Raw genomic sequence first — 19,882 nt, 5'->3', positions numbered from 1 at the left:
GGTTGTCCTTGTTTTGTGTATTAATTCCGAATAATTCTTTTGGCCGTAGCCTCTTTAAGCCATAACGGGAATTCATTCAAAAGAAGATTATATAGCGTTTCATCGGAAATCGAAGCGATATCCTCAATGTGAATAAAATTAGCGTTGTCTACGATTCGTCCTTCCATCGTGTCCAACTGCTTAAGCACTTCAAAATCAGAATCGCCAATGCCTACGAATTGCCAGAAAATCGGTTGTACAGCAGATTCGGTGATGACTTTCTTGATGGGTTTTACGACTCCACCGTCATTGATGAACACCATAAATACGGGTATGGAGGAGTCTTCTTCAACCGTATATTTACGAATCACGTCCTGCATGACGGGTGGCTCATTATTTCGGCCAAACTTATGTATCGTCTTGTTATTCATAATTTGCTTCTGCACATAGTGCTCGAAATCAATCTCCGTAGCGGAAGGCAACCTGCTGAATTCATTGTCGTAGATCCAGACGTCTAGTGTTGCATTATCATCAAACTTACAAGCGACAGCCAGTATGCGCTCAACCACTTCCTGAACCGTTCCGTTCTTGTACAATGTCTGCATCGATCCTGAGATATCGAGAACTAAGCCTACTCTGGCGGTAAAGTTGGTCAACTTCTTCTTTTCCAACGTGATCTGAACGATTTTCTTGCGTAAATCGATAGATGTTAAGATCGTTTTCTCCGCTGCTGCAGCAACTTCTTGTTCGGCTTCCTCTGCGATCTCAAGTCCGAAATTCGTGCATAATGCCTCTAATCCTCCATAAAATCCGCTTCCAATTGCGTTGAATTTCCATTCCCCATTGTGCCTATATAACTCGCCGACTACAATTGCAGTCTCCTTGGAAAGATCTGAACCATATTCAAACCGGAATAGTTCTTCACCATTATCGGCATTAACGAGTCGTAAATAGGAATTCGATATATCCTTCATCATATGTCCATGCTTCTCGCCCTCGTGAATCGTTAGGGTAAAAGCCATTTTCGCAACGCTATTCGGGAGCTTGGATAAAGAGATGCTGATTGCTTCCTTGTCTATGCTATCTAATTGTTTATGATTCACTGCCCCGCTCTGCGCAGACGAATTGCCGTAAAATATAAAATCCTCATCCCGTTCACATCGGTTATTGTCCGATAACATAAAACAGGCAGCGTCAATGTTCATTGCGGCAGCTGACGATGACCACCCGAATTGCAAGCTAAGGTTAGACAGACTTGTTCCTTTTGTAATATCAATTTTTTGTCCTTTCAACAGTAACATGTGTTCATCTCCTCAAATCATGACCTTTAGATAAGCTGTCATTCAAGCATGATATATATTTTCGACAATTTACTACCGTTTACCTCTTGATATCCTGCGTTAACACAAGTTTGGTAGCAACTACCAGTCAACATAAGCGTGCTCAGTTCTTTAATTTTTGGACATTTTATTGAAATGCGGTGCTATTTTCGGTTCTGATTCACACCTATAATATTTTGTAGATCGTATTTGTAAGCGCTTTACAACTGAAATAATAATACCGGATCGTACCGGAGAGGGGGAATTTCATGCAAGCCAGCAAGTTGACCATAACGGGACAAACTGTCGTGCCGCCCAAAGATGCAAGGTGCGGTTTTTGGCGGACGATTGCAAAGTATCGCTGGCTTTACATACTTGCAGCGCCGGGGCTGCTCAATTATTTAGTGTTTCATTACGCGCCGATGGTCGGCTTAGTTATTGCTTTCAAGGACTACAATCTGATCAAAGGCTTCTGGGGTAGCGACTGGATAGGGCTGGACAATTTTCGTAAAATTTTTAACTCGCCCGAATTTCCTCTGCTGCTCAAAAACACGGTATTGTTAAGCACTTATCGGATTTTATTCAATATGTTTCCCGACGTTATCCTCGCACTGCTGCTGAACGAAGTACGGGTCAACTGGTTTAAACGGATCGTCCAGACAATCACATATGGTCCGCACTTCTTGTCGTGGATTATCGTCTACGGCCTTGTGTTCTCGTTCTTTGCACCGGGATCAGGTCTGGTGACGACACTTTTTCGTGATATGGGCTGGGGCAGTATCGACGTCATGACGAATTCCAATGCGTTCCGGCCGATGCTGTTGATAACGGACATATGGAAAAACACGGGCTTCGGGGCGATCATTTATTTGGCAGCCTTGTCATCGATCAATCCAGAGCTGTACGAGGCGGCTGTTATGGATGGAGCAGGCAGAGGGCGCCAAATGTGGCATGTTACACTTCCCGGCATCCGTGATGTGTTCATGCTGATGATCATTTTGCGAATCGGGCATATTCTGGATGCGGGCTTCGATCAGGTGTACATTTTTCTCAACGCCAGGGTGTACGACGTTGGAGACATTCTCGATACCTGGATATTCCGGCGAGGCATTGAGCAGCTGGATTTCAGCGTCCCAACCGCAATGGGCGTATTTAAGTCGGTGATCGGGCTCATCCTGGTGCTCGGCGCAAACAAGCTCGCCAAACGATTCGGTGGATCGGGCATATGGTGACAGGAGGATGCTGACATGTCGATTGTATTAAAGAAGAGCTCATCCGACAGGATATTCGATGTCGTTTTGTACGCAGGGCTAGGCTTGTTCTGTCTAGCGACTCTTTTCCCGCTTTACTATGTTTTCATCGTGTCCGTTACGCCCTATACGGAGGTGCTGCGCAGTGGTGGATTCGTGCTTTTCCCCAGTGTTTTCACACTCGATGCATTCCGGACTGTGCTGGGCAGCAATGTTGTGCCAAAGGCACTGCAGGTGACCATATTTATTACCGTAGCCGGCACCATGCTCAATTTGATCGCCACAACAGCGCTTGCTTACCCATTGTCCAAAAAGTTTTTGCCGGGCAGGAACGCCATGCTGCTTGCTATCATCTTTACGATGCTGTTCTCAGGAGGTCTTATCCCCGTTTATATGATCGTCAAAGCGCTCGGAATGATGAATACCTTGTGGGCACTTGTCATTCCCGGAATGATTTCGTCATTCAATCTGCTGATCATGAAGACATATTTCGAGGGACTACCGCACGAGGTAGAGGAGGCGGCGAAGGTGGACGGCGCCGGAGATTTGGCAACGCTGCTTCGCATTGTACTGCCGCTCTCGCTGCCGATTCTCGCGACGACGCTCATGCTTTTTTTCGCAGTCGGGCATTGGAATACCTATTTCGCCGGCATCATGTATTTGCATGAGCGCGAGCTGTACCCTCTTCAAGTCGTGCTGCGCAACATGATCATAGCGCCAAGTGTCAGTCAAGAGCTGTCTGTGCCGCAATCGGAGTTGCAATCACTTCCTCCAGAAACCGTCAAAATGGCAGTCGTCGTCATTGCTATCGTACCGGTACTGGTCCTGTATCCGTTTCTGCAAAAATATTTCATGAAGGGCATGCTGATTGGTTCGATCAAAGGATGACATGTCATCCTTACCGGATTGCGTCCTTAAGAAGCAAACGAAGGGAATACATAAAAAAGCATTAGGAGGTCTATATGCGTATGAAAAAGACAACGACAATAACGGCAGTTTTACTGGCAACGGCACTCATCGCAGCAGCGTGCAGCAGTAAATCGGACGGTGGAACGAATGCCTCTCCCTCCGTTTCAGCGGAAGCAGGAGAGTCGCCTGCTGCCTCGGTGAAGAAAGAAAAGCTGGCTCTCACTTGGTTTGTCAACGCGGCGAACAGTTCGCAATTGCCAGCAGCGGACAAAGATTCCGTTAAAAAAGCAATCGCTGAAAAATTCAACGTCGATTTGAAGCTTTTGTATATGGCGTCGGGGCCTGACTATCTCAGCAAAATCAATACGATGATCGCATCCGGTGACATCCCGGATCTGTTTTATATGGACGGACTGGAGTCGGTCAAGTACATAAAGGACGGCATAGCACGAGAAATGACGAATCTCGTCACCCCTGAAGCTATGCCTAACTACTTCAAATATTGGATTACGCCGACCGATCTCAAGCAATACCAGGTGCAAAACGTTTTCAAGCGCGCTCCAGTTCCGTATACGAAGAAGGTGTCTCGCTCGTATTACGTCCGTAAGGATTGGCTTGATAAGCTGGGCATGAAGATGCCGGAAACGTACGATGAGATGGTTACCGTCATGAAAGCATTCACTGAAAAAGATCCGGACGGCAATGGCAAGAACGATACATTTGGCTTTTCGACAAGCGGTAACGGCACAACATTGCCCTTCGATTTCCCGGAATTCATTAAGAACGGACTTGTAGGCGATTTTGTGCTCGAAAACGATCAGTTTGTCGATGTCCGTACCGATATCCGGATGCAAAAAGTGCTGGATGACGTCCGCAAATTGCTAGCAATGAATGTGGTCGATCCCGACTGGCTGTTAAATAAAAGCGGACAACACATCGAAAAAGCAACGCAGGGCAAAGTCGGCATCGTGCTTTCCGCAGGGGGCAACGACGCCTATGACAATAATGCAAACGGCTTACAGGTGAAAACGAAGGCGGTAACCGGCGTGGCCAACGTCGATTGGCAGCCGTTCCATATCGGAGACAAGACAGGAACATGGGTCGAGCTGCTTCCAAGCAACCCGTTCCTGATTAGCTCCAAAACATCGGAGGAGAAGGCGAAGCGATCGATCGAGATTTTGGATTGGCTGGCTAGCGAAGATGGGTACTTGCTAACTCAATATGGTATAGAAGGCGTTCACTACAAACGTAATGGAAAGCAAATCGAACGGATCGAAGATGCTTACAAGAGAGATGTTCTTGATAACGGGAATTTCCTCAGTATCTATAATTGGTTTGCAAATTTTGTGCAAGGTCAGACCGATAAATTCGGCCTTGAGATTATCGACAAAAGCATCACGGAAAGGGATAAAGCGATTTCCGAGAAGCTGAAAACATACAAGCTGCTGCCATCGGTTGGAACCAGCCTGACGGTCAAGGAAGGTATGGATTTGGCGACACTCCGTAAAAAAATGAGCGAGTATCATATCCAGATTTTATTTAAGGAAAAAGATGCTTCCAATTGGCCACAATACCGGGCTGAGCTGATGAACAAATACGGCGGCAAAAACATCTTCGGTTATTACGCCGAGCAAGTGACACAGGCATCCGGCAAATCGATCAAATTTATGAGCGATAACTGACACGCCGTTTGACATTGGAAGGGACTGTTTAGCAATGTGGCTATTGCGTAGGTTAAGGAACGGAAAATATACGGGGATTAGCACAAAGCTTTTCGTACTTGTCTTTCTATCGGTGGTGGGGCTGTTTTTCGTGATCGGGTTGTTCGGCTATCAACGGCTGTTCAATCCGATCAAACAAAACAACGAGGCCGTGCTTCAGGATTCAGTCGTACAGGTGGAAAATTATTTGAAAACGTTCATGAACAATATTCTAGGCCTACTGCTGCTTTTGTCCAATCCAGTTATTAACGATAGTCTCGGGAAAGAGGATATAGACAGGTTGCTGGAAACCATGATGACCCAGCACTCGGAGGAATTCGAAGCTATTTTTTTGATTGAGGGAGAGGCGATTTCAAGCAGCTCTCCTTTTTCGTATCAATTTTTTGTCACGGAAAAGCAGGTTGCTGATATTGTGCGTCAAATGTCCGGTGACAGTGGTGTTTGGTGGAGTCCACCTTATCAATCGGGGGGAAGGCAGTCGCTATCGGTTGCCAAACGGATCGATGCGAAGCGGATTATCGTGTTCGATTTGAATTTGTCCTCATTGACGGGTCCTTCGGTGGTACAAAACAAGGAAAAGGCTGTATTTCTGTTTACCGGCCCCGGTCAGCCTATCGCCTTTAATATGCCGTTAACATCTCTTGCCGCAATAAAGGAATATGAATCTATTGTCAGTCAACTGCAATCTCTTACCGCTGCCAGTCAAACCTCTTACGATAGGGTCCACACGGAAACCTCTGCATATAAAGTGCTAAGGAGCGATCAGAATCGCTGGAATTGGGTTGTTTTCTCGATCGTCAAGGAATCTGAAGCGTATCCGTTGCTAGCCTTACTGGAGCAGCAGATGGTGGTGGTGCTTCTAGTTGCGGTTATCCTTGCGGCTTTCCTGTCCATGTGGATCGCTAGGTACATCCAGGTGCCAGTTGGCGCAATTACTCAGCAAATGAAGGCGGGGGCACGAGGGGCGCTGGACGCGAGGGTATCGTTCAAGCGCAACGATGAGTTCGCCTACATCGCCGATGCGTTCAATCGGATGATGGACAGTATTCAGACGTTGTTTGATGATTTACGGCTGGTGGAGGAGAAGAAGCGGCAGCTCGAATTGAAAGCTCTACAATCGCAAATTCACCCGCATTTCCTTCATAATACGCTAAGCGCGATTTATTGTTTGGATCAGGCGGGACGTGCGGCTGAGATGGCAGAAATGCTTTGCGCCCTGACTGGCTTGCTGCAGTATTCGACGGACAAGAAGGGGGATATCGTAACGGTGGAGGAGGAATTGCATCAGCTGGAGCAATACGATGTACTCATGAAGTTGCGGTACGGGGACGTTTTCCGGCTCGATCTCGTTGTACGCGACGAGTCGCTCATCGCCCCGATACCTAAGCTCACGCTGATTACGCTCGTCGAGAATAGCATTTTCTACGGACTGGGAACAGGTGAAACGAATCATATTATCGTGGCAGGTATGGCGTTTGGTGAAGGAGCAACAATGCTCGAAGTTTCGGATACAGGCCCTGGCATCGAGCCTTCCAAGCTTAAATGCCTTCTCGCCGGTGTTACTTCATTGGGACGTCATAAAGGACTGAACAATTTGGGCTTGCGCAACATACACGAGCGAATTCGGCTTCATTTCGGCGAGTCGTACGGTCTAAGCTTTCCCAAAGAAGCGGAGGAGGGGTTGCTCGTTTGCGTCAGGCTGCCCGAGCCGGATGGTCCTGAAGCGTTCCGGATAAAGGGTGAAGGGGGAGAGAAGCATGCTGAGGCTGTTGCTGGTGGACGACGAGCAGTGGGTAAGGGAGCATTATTCGCAGCGGATTGACTGGGCTTCTGCTGGTTTTACGCTGATCGGACCAGCCTCCAGTGCGAAGGAAGCGATCCGCATCATGGAGCAGGAAATTCCCCACCTACTGCTAACCGACATCATGATGCCTGATATGGACGGACTAGAGTTAGCCGGCTATGTACGAGAGAGATATCCGCAGGTCCATATCATGATCTTGACCACCTATGGGGAATTCGATTTTGCCAAGCGCGCCATATCGATTGGTGTGTCAGGCTACATGATCAAACAGGTGCAGGAGGCTGATCAGCTTCTGACGGCTTGTCGCAAGGTCGCCGAAGAGATCTACCGTGACATGGATGTGGCGCATCGGCTGCAGCTTCAAGGGCTTCAGCAGCGGCAAAGCGACTGGCAAGAAAGACGACACTGGCTGGAGCGGATGCTATCTGCTCCGGCTTCCTTGGATGCCCACCCACTGCCGCCGGGACTTGGCACAATCGAAAGGCAGTTGGGCTTCGTCGCTTTACTGTCCGTCGGTTGGAGCGGGCGCGAGTTGTTCGGAATCGCGAGTCAGCAGGGCGAGCAGGCGGTACGTCTGCAGGCGGAAGCCGGACAAGTTATCGAGCGTCGGTACGGAGATAACGTGGGTGATGGCAAGGTCGTCGCTGTCACTATGCCTTGGAGAAGCGACAGGCTGTTTGTGTTTATGCGCTTGCCGAATATCCATAGCGCTGCCGCTAGGCTCAGCTTTCTTCGCTCGGAAGCAGGGGCTGCTCTGGATGATGTGCGAGCGGTAACTGGCGTTCGGGGGCATGCGCATGTCCTGCTTAGGCAGACAGGCGAAGTGGCTTGGGCGGAGTTGGTCCGCTCGGGAGCGGATGGTTTGGACGCTTTCTTCTATGATCCAACGCCGATGATTTCCGACGCGGCGCCTGAGCGGTTCGAGGTGATTCCCCCCTCGCAGTATCGGGAATGGGCTGCAGCGGTACGAAAGGCAATGCAGCAGCGTTCGGCCTTCTCGTTCCGCGAGGCGATTACGCCACTGCTGCAAGAGAGAGTTCCGCCCTTACGTCCTGCGGAGCTGATACATGTCTCGCACAAGCTGCTCGATCCGGCTTTTTCGGAAATTCCAGTTTCCGTAATGGAACGAATGGCCGATCTTGCATCGGTCGAGACCTGGGATGAATTCGGCAGCTGGTGGGAGCAAACGGTTAGCGAGCTGGAGCGGGTATTCGGGGAGCATATGAGGATGTCCTACCGCAAGGAAGTTCAAAGCATGTGCCGCCTTATTCACGAAAGATATGCAGAGGATATTCAGATTTCCGATCTTGCGGAGCTCGTACAGCTTCATCCTTCTTATGCGGGGCAATTGTTCAAGCAAGAAACGGGTGAGCATTTTACCGATTATTTAAACCGGTACCGAATGAAGAAGGCTGAAGAACTGCTGACGCAGACAACGATGAAAATATATGAGGTGGCGGAGGATGTCGGCGTAGACAATTATCGTTATTTTTGCAAGCTGTTCAAAGCTTATACCGGGTTTACGCCGACGGAATATAAAAAAAACCAATAGTTAGGAGACCGTCTTGAAATGATCGCCAGTCACAGTGGAAGCGGGTTTTATGTTTAATTCTGTAGAATTCATTCTTACATTGCTCAAATTGGACGTAAAAAAAACGGGCTTTCGCCCGTTTTTGAAATCGTAGTTTTCTTAATTTATTTTTTGGTTACTGACGTGAACCACTCGTTGACTTCTTTCGTTGTCTGATCACCGCCATTAGCTTTCCAGCTGGCGACGAATTCATCAAAGGCATTGACTGGCAATTTGCCATAGATGATTTTGTTGAATGTTTCCATTTCAGACTGACGCAGAAGGTTCCATTTCGAAATCATGGTCGGCGTAGCCGCACCGGTGAAATAGTTTTGTTTGCGAATGTCCATTTGTGACATGACGACTTTCGCAGCATACCAGTTTTCAGGTTTGCGGAAATCCGCGATTTGTTTCTCATAAGGAGTTTCCGGCTTTTTGCCGTCTGCAAGCTTAACAAGCGTCTTCATATACAGGTCCGGAATCCGCGCTGGTCCAGTTATGAATGTGAAGTCATTGCTGAAGTCCTTGATTTTGTCTTTATCACTGGTTGGTTTTCCATCCACGATGTCCCAATCATAGCCTTGGGCAAATCCGTTTTCGAATTTGCTGCCGATTGGAGGGTTGGCCAAGTTATCAAGCATGTAGTTGTAATACAGGAAGATTGCTTCTGGATGCTTAGCATCTTTATTAATCATGAAGCTGCTGTTCACGCCAGAGTTCTGCCATTTCGTGCCTGCCAGTCCATCGGGACCCGCAGGAACCGGATAGGCTTTATATTTCGAATTTTTTACGTTCTTGATCAAATCTGGAGCTGGCCAGTCAGGAACCCAGTTTGCTCCAGGCAATACGCCTGCATTTCCTTTTGTCCAGATCTCGGCAGATTTACCTTCATCCCACAAAGCGGCATCAGGATGAATATAGCCTTTGTTCATCCATTCTTGAAGCTTCGCTAGCGCTTTCTTGGCCCCCGGATTGATAGAACCATACTCAAGCTTGCCATTCGCATCTTTATTCCATTGCTCCTCAACGGATCCATATGCCCCGAACAGCCAATCAAGTCCGCCCATCCATGTGTTCGTATTGTTTTTCAAGGAAATCGCGAGCGGATAGACGTCCTTCGGAGAAAGCCCGTCCGGGTTCTGATTCTTGAATTTATCCATCACGTTCTCTAAATCTGCGATCGTCTTAGGAGCCGTAAGATTCAGCTTCTCCATCCAATCTTCCCGGAGCCATAACATCGTATCGTCATTGTCGGTATATTCCAGAATTGGCAGGTTGTACTTCTTGCCATTTCGCGTGAAAGGATACCATAGTTCTGGATGTTGAGCGGCATGGTCTTTCCAAGTTTTGTTTGCGTACTTATCAAACAACGTATCAATGGCAACAAACTGGCCGGAATCGATCAATTGGTTGGTTAGTACGGGGTCAGTTGGTACGAATACGAAATCTGGCAGTTTCTCGCCGGAAGCAATAGCAAGCTGAAGTTTTTGCTTATATTGATCCCCGCCGGCAGGGTACCAGGTATCTTTGTGCTTAATACCTAGCGTCTCCAGCATCCAACGATCGTGGACATTGTTTTCTTTGGTGTCGCCTTTGACGTACTTCTTTGGCGGGGTAAACATGACGACGGTGCTAATCTCAATTGGCGGGTCGTATTTGCCTTTGGTGAATCCAGCATCGGATGCAGCAACGTCTTTCGAACCGGTAGTGTCTGGTTTTCCAGTCTCACCGGTCTTTGAACTACAAGCCGAGACTACGATGAGTGAAGTGGCCACGAGCAGCAGCCATGATTTTTTGAATGTACTCATTTTTGTTTTCCCCCTACGATGTAAGATTACTACATGCTAACTCTACCAACTTATTGGGGAAGGTATCTATAGGATTATTTTAGTTTCCGTAAGACTTTGTTAGGCAATTATATGCCGTCTCTAAATTCTTGCGGCGTTACACCGAACTGACGTTTAAACACTTTTATAAAGTAAGCTGGATCCAAATAGCCGACTTCCATGCTGATTTGATACACCTTTTTGTCGGTTGTCCTTAGCAAATGACAAGCACGCTCCATTCGGAGAGAGGACATGTAATCGCTTATTCCTTCACCGGTTTCAATCTTATAAATTTTGGATAAATGTGTCGGATGCAAATTAACATGGTCTGCAAGCGCACGCAGCGATACATCAAGATGAAGGTTTTTCTCCGCAAAATCCTGGACTTTCTTCACATACAGGGATCGTATATCTTTGATTTCATTCGATGCATTCTCTTTTAGCTTGCCAAGTACGCCCAGAGACCACTTTCTAAGCTTGCTAATGGAGGAGAAGGCCTCTCCGCTCTGCAAGGGATCAATCTCTGGTCCAATTAAATTGGCCAACGTGTAGCCATTCCGATGCGCTATATGCGTGAAGGAAGAAGCGATTGAAAATCCAGCCTCCATGCAGTGCTCCCAGGATTCGGACCATCTCTCATCAAGTTCCGCGAACACGGTCCCTAGTTTATCCTCCGCCGCATCCCAACGCCCAACCTCGAGCAGGTTAATCAATGTTGGAGGCATATGGATAGCGTCCAAGGTTCCCTTCGAAACGTTTTGCTCGAAATCACCAACCCGCATGACGAACTCCCGTTCATCTCCTACAATTTGCCGGAAATAGGCCGAAGCCTGCTTATAATAGTCCGATAACTGGTCCGGAAATTGGAACCACTCCGTAATCACAATGGACAGAGATCCTTTCAAGAACTGTTTCACTTTATACTGAAGCTGCATGGCAAGCTTTTCTAAAATAGTTTCTTTCCCAACGTCAGAATGATCTTCCTTGAGCTGAAGCAGAAAGGCAAGATACCCATGCTCCTCCTTAACACCCCAGACCTCGGTAAATTCTCCAATAATCTCTTCGGCCATATTGATGATCGCATATTCCATCAACTGCTGCCCATTGTTTTTATATTGCCCGAATTCTTCCTCCATTCGGACGAGTAGGAGGGCACAGTCACCATAACGGAACGGTAACCCGTAATTCTCCAGCTTCCGACTCCATTCGTCGGCGGACATGCGATGACCCCGGAAGGCGTCAAGAAGCAATTGGCCACGAAGAAGCGGCAAGTTTTCACGAAGAGTGTACTGGGTGCGCTCATAGGAGCTGATGCTTTCCCATTCCGCATTCAATTGATCAATCGCAGCCTTGACTGCGTCAAACAATTCGTTGTCGGTCGGCGGTTTAAGCAGGTAGTCCACTGCCTGGTGCCGGACGGCCTCTTTCGTAAACTCAAAGTCGGAATGACCGGATAAAATAATGCATTTTATTTTTTTATCAAACATACGGATTCGCTCTATCAGCTCTATGCCGGTCATTTCGGGCATGAGAACATCTGATATGACAATATCGATAGGATGCGTCTCGAGAATTTGAAGCGCCTCATGCGCAGAATAAGCTTTATGAACCTGTTCAATGCCGAGTGTATGCCAAGGTTTGTGCATGGATAGGTTGTCTACCCAGTGAGCTTCATCGTCTACTATGATCATTTGCATGTTACATGTCTCCTTGTATGAAGGGATGATGGCGATGTTCTTCTCCAGAGCTTATTTCCCAAATAATCTCTGTTCGAAATCCCCCTAGAAGCGATTTCGTGAAATAGAGATAAGATTTATCACCAAATTGGTGAATGATCCGCTGGTTGGTATTCCAAAGGCCGCAGCCCATTTTCTCTTGTAAGGGCTCCCGCATTTTATGATTTAACGCTTTTTGCTGATCCTCCGTCATACCGGGACCATCGTCATCGATATAAATCCTGCAGTAGCCGTTGGATATCTCGCCACTGATTCGAATTTCACCTGATGAATACGATTTCCCAACCCCATGAATGACGGCATTTTCCACGATCGGCTGCAACAGCAAGCGCGGAACTTGTTGATTCATCAGCTCTTCGGGTATATCGATATGATATTCAATTCTGCCGTTACGCAGTTTCTGAATGTCCAGATAGTTGATGATCAGTCGAATTTCTTCGTCGAGACTAGCCGTTTCCCGCTCCATTCGGGTCGTGTAACGGTAGTATGCGCTCAGATTATACGCCATTGAAACGACAGCCTCTTCATTCTTCATCTGGGCCATGTTAACAATGTAGCCTAGGCAGTTATAAAGAAAATGCGGATTAATTTGAGCCTGCAATTGCTTCAAAGTCGCATCCCTGGCCCGTAGTCTCTCATTGAGCACGTTTTCAATTAAACCTTGAATTTGCTGAGACATATCATTAAATCGATAAAACAGAAAAGAAAACTCATTATGTGCATTGGCGTTGATCCTTACTGAAAAATCCCCCCGCTGCACGCTCTGTAATCCGCGAATCAGCTTTCTAATCGGACGTTGAACGTTCCGGTAAAGCAGCACGGAGGAAGAAATACCGACTACAAAAAGCAGGACCATCGATAAATAGAATAGATTGCGGCTGAACGATATCGGACCCAAGATTTGATCCAGTGGAACAATGTCAACCAGATGCCAGTCCAATAGGGGAGATTTCACAGCACTAACCAAATAATTTTTATTTTCTAATCTCACGACCTTCTGCATCGTATCTGCCAGAGACTGCCCGTCCAAATAATGGATGAGGTCACTTGATAGCTGCGTGGACGCGCTGCGATTCAGAATAGGAGTCTCTCCCTTGTGGTAAAAGAAAGGATCTCCTTGACCGCCTGCCTTATAAGTGTCCAGCATATTTTGAATATTTTCATGACCGAAGCTGGCTTCAACCACCAAATTACTTCCACTAAGCGTATCCTGTTGGCCGAAAGAATCCGTATAGAACCAATAGAAGGACTTCGGATCACCTTTAGGCACCGTTTCGCCATCCCCATAAGTCCATTTTCCGGTCATATTCCTTTTCAAATAATTCTCATCGTACTCGGATGTTCTGATGGCATTAGAAATGGCTTCTTTGTTCTGTTGGGAATATACCGTGTATTTAACCGGCCAAATGTTCATAATACCGGACTGCAGCACCATTTTTTCCTGCACCGCATATCTAGTCTGCATGCGATCATAGCGATCTTCCCAGATGTTTAATCCATTGAATTTCTGAACATTCGGATCTTTGGAAAAGGTCATGACAAAGTCCATCATCTGATTGATCCTCGAGTCAATTTGGCTGGATAGAAAAGAGAGCTGTTTAATATTAGATACCTGTAGCTCTTTGCCTATAACATCGAATGCGATTCTATTGGAATATGTAAAAACGATAATGATCGGGATGAACAAAATGATAATAAGACCGTTCATTTTGGCAAACAGACTAAACCTGGTACCGACCCTTTTTTTGACAAACGCAATACCTCTTTGCAGCTCCATAACGATCCCCCCCAGAAGATATCCCTAACAAAACCCTATCCATCCTAACATTGTCATATAGTTTATGGGTAGCGTTTGTTGATACTATATATATCAGGGTTTCTCAAAATATACAAATGAGTTTTTATGGAACGGGGTAGAGAGCTATGGACGTAAATACAGTACATCAAGTGACCCACAAGGCCACCGAAGGCGTGAAAAGGAAAAGCAGCTACAAGCAACCATGGATGCTTCATCTCATGGTGCTCCCGGCTGTCATATTGGTTTTCATTTTTTCTTATCTTCCAATGTCGGGGATTGTTATGGCGTTTCAGGATTATAAATCAGGATTGGGAATAACCGGCTCCCCGTGGGTTGGCTTGAAGCATTTTCGTTATATGTTGGAGAATGATTACTTTTTGAAAATTACGTGGAATACCCTGTTCTTTGCTTGTGCCAAGATCGTGCTGAACTTAATCATCCCATTTATCTTCGCCCTGTTATTGAATGAGGTAAGGAACGTAGGGCTCAAAAGGTCGATCCAAACACTTGTCTACTTTCCCCATTTTCTTTCCTGGGTTACACTCGCAGGAATTCTAATTGATTTGCTTGCCCAGACTGGGCTTGTCAACCAGTTCCTTTCCAGTGTGTTCGGCATTAAGCCGATTTTCTTTCTGGGCGACGGCAGTTGGTTCCGATTTACCATTATCTTCAGTGATGTCTGGAAAGAATTTGGGTTCAATACGATTTTCTTCCTAGCGGCGCTTACGGCTATTAATCCAGCGCTGTACGAAGCAGCTGAAGTTGACGGAGCGAGCCGCTTCAAGCAAGCGTTTTATGTTACGATACCATCCCTTATACCGATCGCAATCGTAGTTGCAACTTTGGCTCTCGGCAATGTGCTGAATGCGAACTTCGACCAAATATTTAACTTGTATAGTCCTCTGATCTATCAGCAGGGAGATATTATTGACACGTTTGTGTATCGGGAAGGTCTCCTTAGTGGACAATTCAGCTTCGCAACGGCAGTCGGTCTATTCAAATCGCTTATCAGCTTAATCTTAATCATCATATCCTACCGTCTTGCTTATCGATTCGCTGGGTATCGAATTTTCTAAGAGAATGCTTACGAAGCAAGTTTTCTTGCGAAATCTCTAAGGAGGACAACATATGTACCACAAAACGTTATCTTATCGCATATTTACCGTGTTTAACAATGCGCTGTTGATCATAATCTCTATTCTTTGCCTACTTCCGTTAATCCATTTACTGATGGTGTCTTTAAGCTCAAACGCCCCTGCCAACGCTGGGTTAGTTACGTTTTGGCCGATCGGTTTTACATTTGAAGCCTACGAAAAAACGTTCAACAATGCTCAATTTCTTACATCACTTGGGGTATCCATCAAACGGACTGTCCTTGGAACGGTGCTTGCGATGTTCGTTAACGCAATTGCAGCTTACGCGCTCTCTAAAGAAGCTCGCGTCTTTCGCGCTCGCACCGGCTATCTCTGGTATTTTGTCATAACTATGCTGTTCAACGGGGGCCTGATTCCCAACTATATCCTTGTCTATAAGCTTGGTTTGATGAATACGCTGTGGGCGCTTATTTTGCCAGGAATGGTAGCAGTCTATAACCTCATTCTGCTTCTTAACTTCTTCCGTAACGTTCCTAAAGATCTTGAGGAAGCTGCCTTTATTGACGGAGCTGGACATATTCGAACCTTTTTCATGATTTACTTGCCGATCTCATTACCAGCCATAGCGACGATTACCTTGTTTACGATGGTGGGACATTGGAACGCTTATTTTGACGGCTTGATCTATATGAAAGATGCTGAGCATCTCCCGCTTGCAAGTTTCATGCAAACCATCATTGTTCAAGCGGATATGTCGAAAATTGATCTGTCAGCGGTTGCGAGTCAATCGCAACGAACGATTCGGGCATCTCAGATATTTATAGGCGTGCTGCCAATATTAGTGGTCTACGCCTTTCTGCAACGATTCTTTGTTAATGGAATTTCCATCGGTGCCGTCAAGGAATGATGGGATGGACCAGACAGGTACATTGCTCTCTAAATTGAAGTTCCAAAAAAAGAAGAACACTGTAACCATGATGGCTACAGTGTTCTTCTTTTTTTGCCTTCTTACTCCTTAGGCATCTTACTCATATCCTTGTACAACACATTCCACCGATGACCATCCAAATCAATGAAACCGGCGCCGTACATCCAGCCCTGATCATGAGGCTCACCGTAAATAGTGCCGCCAGCCTTTACCGCTTTATTTAACATTTCATCAACTTCTTCTTTGCTCTCGGCATCAATAGAAAGCAATACTTCGGTGCCTTGCTTCGTATCTGAAATATCATTTTTCGTAAAACTTTTGAAAGTGGACTCCGGAAAGAGCATCACGATAACATTGCTATCTCCTTTAAATTTAGTAGTGATTATCTCTGAGCTCTTATCGTTAATAGTAGCATAAAAAATGGAAATCGTGCATCTTCCTTAGTTGGACGCTTTCGGAACCGCGTACAACAAGTTCTCCCGAGCCGTCGCGTCTTTTTCTTTTAACAATTTTTCGGCAGTTGCTCGGAATTCCGGTTTGCCGTACGCTTTCGTAGCAGTAGCCATCGTGGGGAGTGCCGAAGAGAGACTTTCGGCTTTGATTTGTTCAAATTCCCATTCTTTCTGCTTGCTGATGTATGGGTTCAGAAACTCCAAAGCTTTAAGGATACTGCGCCCGTCTTCCGTCTTGTAATTCCACAGATCGACCCCAACTTTACTGCCTAACCGTGCGACAATGGTGATGGCTTCCATATTGTAAGTCGAATAATGCAATGAACGAGTTCTGGCAATTTCAAGCGGCATGCGTCCGTCAGGCTCGATTTGCGATGCAATTCGCTTCTTGTTGTCTTCGATTACTTTCTTGGCAATATCGGGGTGTCCGCTGAATAAGGCGTAGGCGGCGACTTGTGCGTCATACCAATTGCCATGATTGTTTTTGGCATTCTTTTCATCAATGCCGATCGGACTTTCCATCAACCACTTCATATAATCGCCGATCCATTGCTTAAATTTGACTAAGTCTTGATCGGGCAAATACTTCGTCCCATTTAAGATCGTCGCAGGATCCAGCGTGTTCAAAATATTTAACGTTTCGATAATGCCTGCTGCCCTGCCATCATTAACGCCTGGAACAGCTTGGCCGTAATTTAAGCTTGGATTCATTCTTGTCGCAGGGTCCAGATACCAAACTCTTAGTAATTTGGCCGCATACTCGGCATAAGCTTCGTTCTCGGTATAGAAATAAGCTAATGACAGTGTGCGGATACCCGAGCTTGTCGTACCGAAATTCGTACGGTCGAAGGCGTTTGTATTGACTTCAGGATTTTGCTGACCGTCTTTTTGTATATAGGGCAAACCATTGGGCGTATCGGGATTTGGCCACCAATACACACCGATCGAAATATAATCGTGCTTATCGCCGCTAGGAGCTATTTTGGTCTTATCCAAGACCGAATAGGGACCTTTTTGCATTGCTGCGTCTGCATCTTGCTTCAATTGATTGACACTTTGTGTGATTAGCGGATCTCCCGCCAAATATTTGCGCTTCGCCTCGTTCAAGGTGGCAGCATCTAGAGTAAGCAGCTTAGAAGCATCGAGTGCCTCTGTGCTTTTGCAAGCAGCTTTCTTCGCTTCCTCGCCAGGTTTACTTCCGATAATGATTGCTCTGCAAGCGGAGTCCCACTCAACGGTCTTACCGAGCAGTTCCCCGACCATACGGACGGGAACATAGGTCGTATTCTGATATATCAACGATTCCGGCACCTTGTCACCCTGATTATTGTACAATCCGTTTGGAGCGCTTTTATTCACCCCGTCAACGAATAATCTTAGTTTTTTCAAGCTGATGTCTGTCGATGTTGAAGCCGCAAAGCCAATGCCGGAGAAAAACAATGATCCACACAAAAACGATACAGCCACATGCTTGAGCGAATACTTCCTACTCATCCTTTTTTCACTCCCTTAGTTATAAATTCAGAATCACTATGAATACGTTTGCAATTCCATACTATCTTTTACATAAACAAGTGGCTATGGATTTATTTAAGATGCATATGTGGAAATTTATTATAGGAACTTCTTTCCCTGATTTCACAACAAAAATCCGCAACCTTAGAGGTTACGGATTATCTAACTAGTTGCGTGTAGCTCGTAACTAGGATTCAATTGAACCGGTGATTAAACCGCTTTCAAATTATTTCACTTTTAACTATGTAGGGAAGAAGATCACAAGACATATCCGCTTTGAAATCAAGGATACATTGCAAAGCTTGCTGCTCATCTATGCCCAGAATACTCGTTAAGTAAAAAAGCATGTGTTCATAGATCGAGCCGAAATTCTCTAGTTCGTTGGGGTTATCGGACAAATATTTTTGATGTTTCTTAACGAAATTCTCGGTGACAGGATTCAAATGGATATACCTCCAACTGGTTATAAAATCAATCTAACACAATTGGTTAGAGGTGAATAGGATTTTTTTTATATCTATGGATGATCATACATTTTCTTTATTTTTTTGAAAAACCACAGATAGTAACCGTATGAAATTAATAGAGTGAAGGTTAAGGTAATGAAACTCCAATACCAAGCCCAATTTAAGTATTTAATCAGTTGTGTATACTTTACTAAATTGACTTCAAGTATTGTAATAGCTGTTGGAAAACTAAGGATGTAAATAGATTTAACAAACCATGTTTTGTCTTGAGGGAAATGAACATTAAAAATGGCACTTACGGAAGGGAAGACGAAAAATTCAAAAGTAAAACTTGATTTGTAAACCGTCTTTAAAAAACCTGCAGGGTATTCGATTAATCCTTTTTGGACAACCCAAGCCCCAAATAGCCAACTGGGTATTTGCATAAATAAAAAACTTACTTGTGCTCTGATCGAATTTTTCCGTTTAATAAATATCACTAAAAGAACAATAGTAATGATCCAAACTGAGTAAAGAATGACCATATCCATAAGTATCAGTCCCGTTATTTTAATACTTGAATTATCGGCAAAAGTAAAGATTTTTAATCTTTAATTCAGAAGTATTAAACATGAATGAACTGAAATTTTGGGCGACATCGCGTTATTTTCGATCCTTTGATAAGTTCTTAAATGATAAACCACCTAAATGGAAGTAGGACAGAGCCGCACGAGAAATTCGCCCGACTCTGTTACACATTTACTTCTGAGGTTGTTCTCCTCTATGCCCACCTTGCCAATTACCTTGATGCTGCCCTTGCGATCCACCCTGTTGGCCGGTCCACTGTCCACTATGACCGTGGCTTCCTTGCCATTGACCACCGTGCATACCATGATAAGGCATTGGATAGTGATGTGGATGATGCGGATATGGGACAGGATAAATGATCACTGGATGATGATGCATATGAGGATGATAAGGGTGATATGGGTGATGCGGATGATAAGGGTGGTGTGGGTGATGTGGATTAACATAATGACTTTGGTTGTAACTCATTGAGCAATCTCCTCCAAATTTTGATACATCAACCTATGTAGAAATGTAATAACTGGATGCTTGACTATATCGATTTGGGCTTTCTTTTGGCTACTCAGCTTCGAGGTTTGAGGAAGAAGAACTGTAAAACATATTAAGAACTACGTATACGATGCGGATTAATCCAGTCCTAGAATCATTAATTGTTGAATTCCAAAAGTAACATAAGCAGCATACAGTGGGGCCTGAGGATAAGTTCCCTAGATGCAAGAATAGGGAGTTGACGAAAAAGGAAGGACCGCGTTTTTACTAGTGTGGAATCAAGGGGATGTCCCAAAAGTCATAATTGGAAAAAGTAGCTCCCATTTAGTGAATTAATGCAGTCTGCCTGCTACTTCCATTGGATTAATCCAATGAAAGTAGGGGATTTGCTGCCTAAAAGTCAATTCCATTGGATTATTTCCAATAGAAGCACGAATTTCGAAGCCTGAGAGTCGATT

16 protein-coding genes and 1 pseudogene are annotated in these 19,882 nt (G+C 45.5%); 7 read left to right on the top strand and 10 right to left on the bottom strand.

Features of this window, described 5'->3' with window-relative positions; all coding sequences use genetic code 11:
• Positions 1-20: 20 nt before the first annotated feature.
• Complete coding sequence (locus GC098_RS39790) at positions 21-695, bottom strand: vWA domain-containing protein (RefSeq protein WP_312879990.1); 675 nt, start codon at positions 693-695, stop codon at positions 21-23.
• A 69-nt stretch (positions 696-764) separates the two neighbouring features.
• Positions 765-1,280, bottom strand: a pseudogene (locus GC098_RS39785) (TerD family protein); the annotation flags it as partial.
• Between the two features lie 287 nt (positions 1,281-1,567).
• Between GC098_RS39785 and GC098_RS04790 the strand changes: the two are divergent.
• The 5 genes from GC098_RS04790 (at position 1,568) to GC098_RS04770 (ending at position 8,534) form a co-directional block, all read left to right on the top strand.
• On the top strand, positions 1,568-2,530 hold the full coding sequence (locus GC098_RS04790) for an ABC transporter permease (RefSeq protein WP_171641440.1): 963 nt from the start codon (positions 1,568-1,570) through the stop codon (positions 2,528-2,530).
• 15 nt (positions 2,531-2,545) lie between these two features.
• Positions 2,546-3,436: a carbohydrate ABC transporter permease gene (locus GC098_RS04785; RefSeq protein WP_171641438.1), complete on the top strand. Its 891-nt coding sequence runs from the start codon at positions 2,546-2,548 to the stop codon at positions 3,434-3,436.
• Positions 3,437-3,516: 80 nt separating this feature from the next.
• Entirely contained in the window at positions 3,517-5,139 is a 1,623-nt protein-coding gene (locus GC098_RS04780) for a type 2 periplasmic-binding domain-containing protein (protein WP_171641436.1), read from the top strand.
• Positions 5,140-5,182: 43 nt separating this feature from the next.
• On the top strand, positions 5,183-7,000 hold the full coding sequence (locus GC098_RS04775) for a sensor histidine kinase (RefSeq protein WP_171641434.1): 1,818 nt from the start codon (positions 5,183-5,185) through the stop codon (positions 6,998-7,000).
• Positions 6,936-8,534 (top strand): response regulator transcription factor, encoded by a 1,599-nt coding sequence (locus tag GC098_RS04770; protein WP_171641431.1) that lies wholly within the window; start codon positions 6,936-6,938, stop codon positions 8,532-8,534. Before GC098_RS04775 ends, GC098_RS04770 begins: the two co-directional genes overlap by 65 nt.
• Before the next feature lie 143 nt (positions 8,535-8,677).
• On the opposite strand, the gene GC098_RS04765 is transcribed toward GC098_RS04770, so the two are convergent.
• The 3 genes from GC098_RS04765 to GC098_RS04755 all read right to left on the bottom strand — a co-directional run bounded on the left by GC098_RS04765 (position 8,678) and on the right by GC098_RS04755 (position 13,891).
• Entirely contained in the window at positions 8,678-10,360 is a 1,683-nt protein-coding gene (locus tag GC098_RS04765; protein WP_171641429.1) for a type 2 periplasmic-binding domain-containing protein, read from the bottom strand.
• A 107-nt stretch (positions 10,361-10,467) separates the two neighbouring features.
• On the bottom strand, positions 10,468-12,075 hold the full coding sequence (locus GC098_RS04760; protein WP_171641428.1) for a response regulator transcription factor: 1,608 nt from the start codon (positions 12,073-12,075) through the stop codon (positions 10,468-10,470).
• A gap of 1 nt (position 12,076) precedes the next feature.
• Positions 12,077-13,891, bottom strand: a complete 1,815-nt coding sequence (locus GC098_RS04755; protein WP_246358429.1) for a sensor histidine kinase — start codon at positions 13,889-13,891, stop codon at positions 12,077-12,079.
• Between the two features lie 146 nt (positions 13,892-14,037).
• On the opposite strand from GC098_RS04755, the gene GC098_RS04750 reads away from it, so the two are divergent.
• Both GC098_RS04750 and GC098_RS04745 read left to right on the top strand, forming a co-directional pair.
• Positions 14,038-14,988: an ABC transporter permease gene (locus GC098_RS04750; RefSeq protein ID WP_171641426.1), complete on the top strand. Its 951-nt coding sequence runs from the start codon at positions 14,038-14,040 to the stop codon at positions 14,986-14,988.
• Between the two features lie 52 nt (positions 14,989-15,040).
• A complete protein-coding gene (locus tag GC098_RS04745) occupies positions 15,041-15,913 on the top strand; it encodes a carbohydrate ABC transporter permease (protein WP_171641424.1) in 873 nt (290 codons plus the stop codon).
• A gap of 101 nt (positions 15,914-16,014) precedes the next feature.
• Here the strand turns inward: GC098_RS04745 and GC098_RS04740 are convergent, their stop codons facing one another.
• The 5 genes from GC098_RS04740 to GC098_RS04720 form a co-directional block, all read right to left on the bottom strand.
• Positions 16,015-16,278: a VOC family protein gene (locus GC098_RS04740; protein ID WP_376773835.1), complete on the bottom strand. Its 264-nt coding sequence runs from the start codon at positions 16,276-16,278 to the stop codon at positions 16,015-16,017.
• 96 nt (positions 16,279-16,374) lie between these two features.
• Positions 16,375-17,880, bottom strand: a complete 1,506-nt coding sequence (locus tag GC098_RS04735; protein WP_171641422.1) for an alginate lyase family protein — start codon at positions 17,878-17,880, stop codon at positions 16,375-16,377.
• Positions 17,881-18,122: 242 nt separating this feature from the next.
• Complete coding sequence (locus GC098_RS04730) at positions 18,123-18,344, bottom strand: hypothetical protein (RefSeq protein ID WP_171641420.1); 222 nt, start codon at positions 18,342-18,344, stop codon at positions 18,123-18,125.
• Positions 18,345-18,418: 74 nt separating this feature from the next.
• On the bottom strand, positions 18,419-18,898 hold the full coding sequence (locus tag GC098_RS04725; RefSeq protein WP_171641418.1) for a CBO0543 family protein: 480 nt from the start codon (positions 18,896-18,898) through the stop codon (positions 18,419-18,421).
• Between the two features lie 208 nt (positions 18,899-19,106).
• Complete coding sequence (locus tag GC098_RS04720; protein WP_171641416.1) at positions 19,107-19,403, bottom strand: hypothetical protein; 297 nt, start codon at positions 19,401-19,403, stop codon at positions 19,107-19,109.
• Positions 19,404-19,882 lie beyond the last annotated feature (479 nt).

Source organism: Paenibacillus phytorum (genome assembly GCF_013141715.1).
GTDB lineage: Bacteria > Bacillota > Bacilli > Paenibacillales > NBRC-103111 > Paenibacillus_E > Paenibacillus_E phytorum.
The sequence above is the reverse complement of the archived record's forward strand: the minus strand, read 5'-3'. Positions and strand labels throughout refer to the sequence as shown.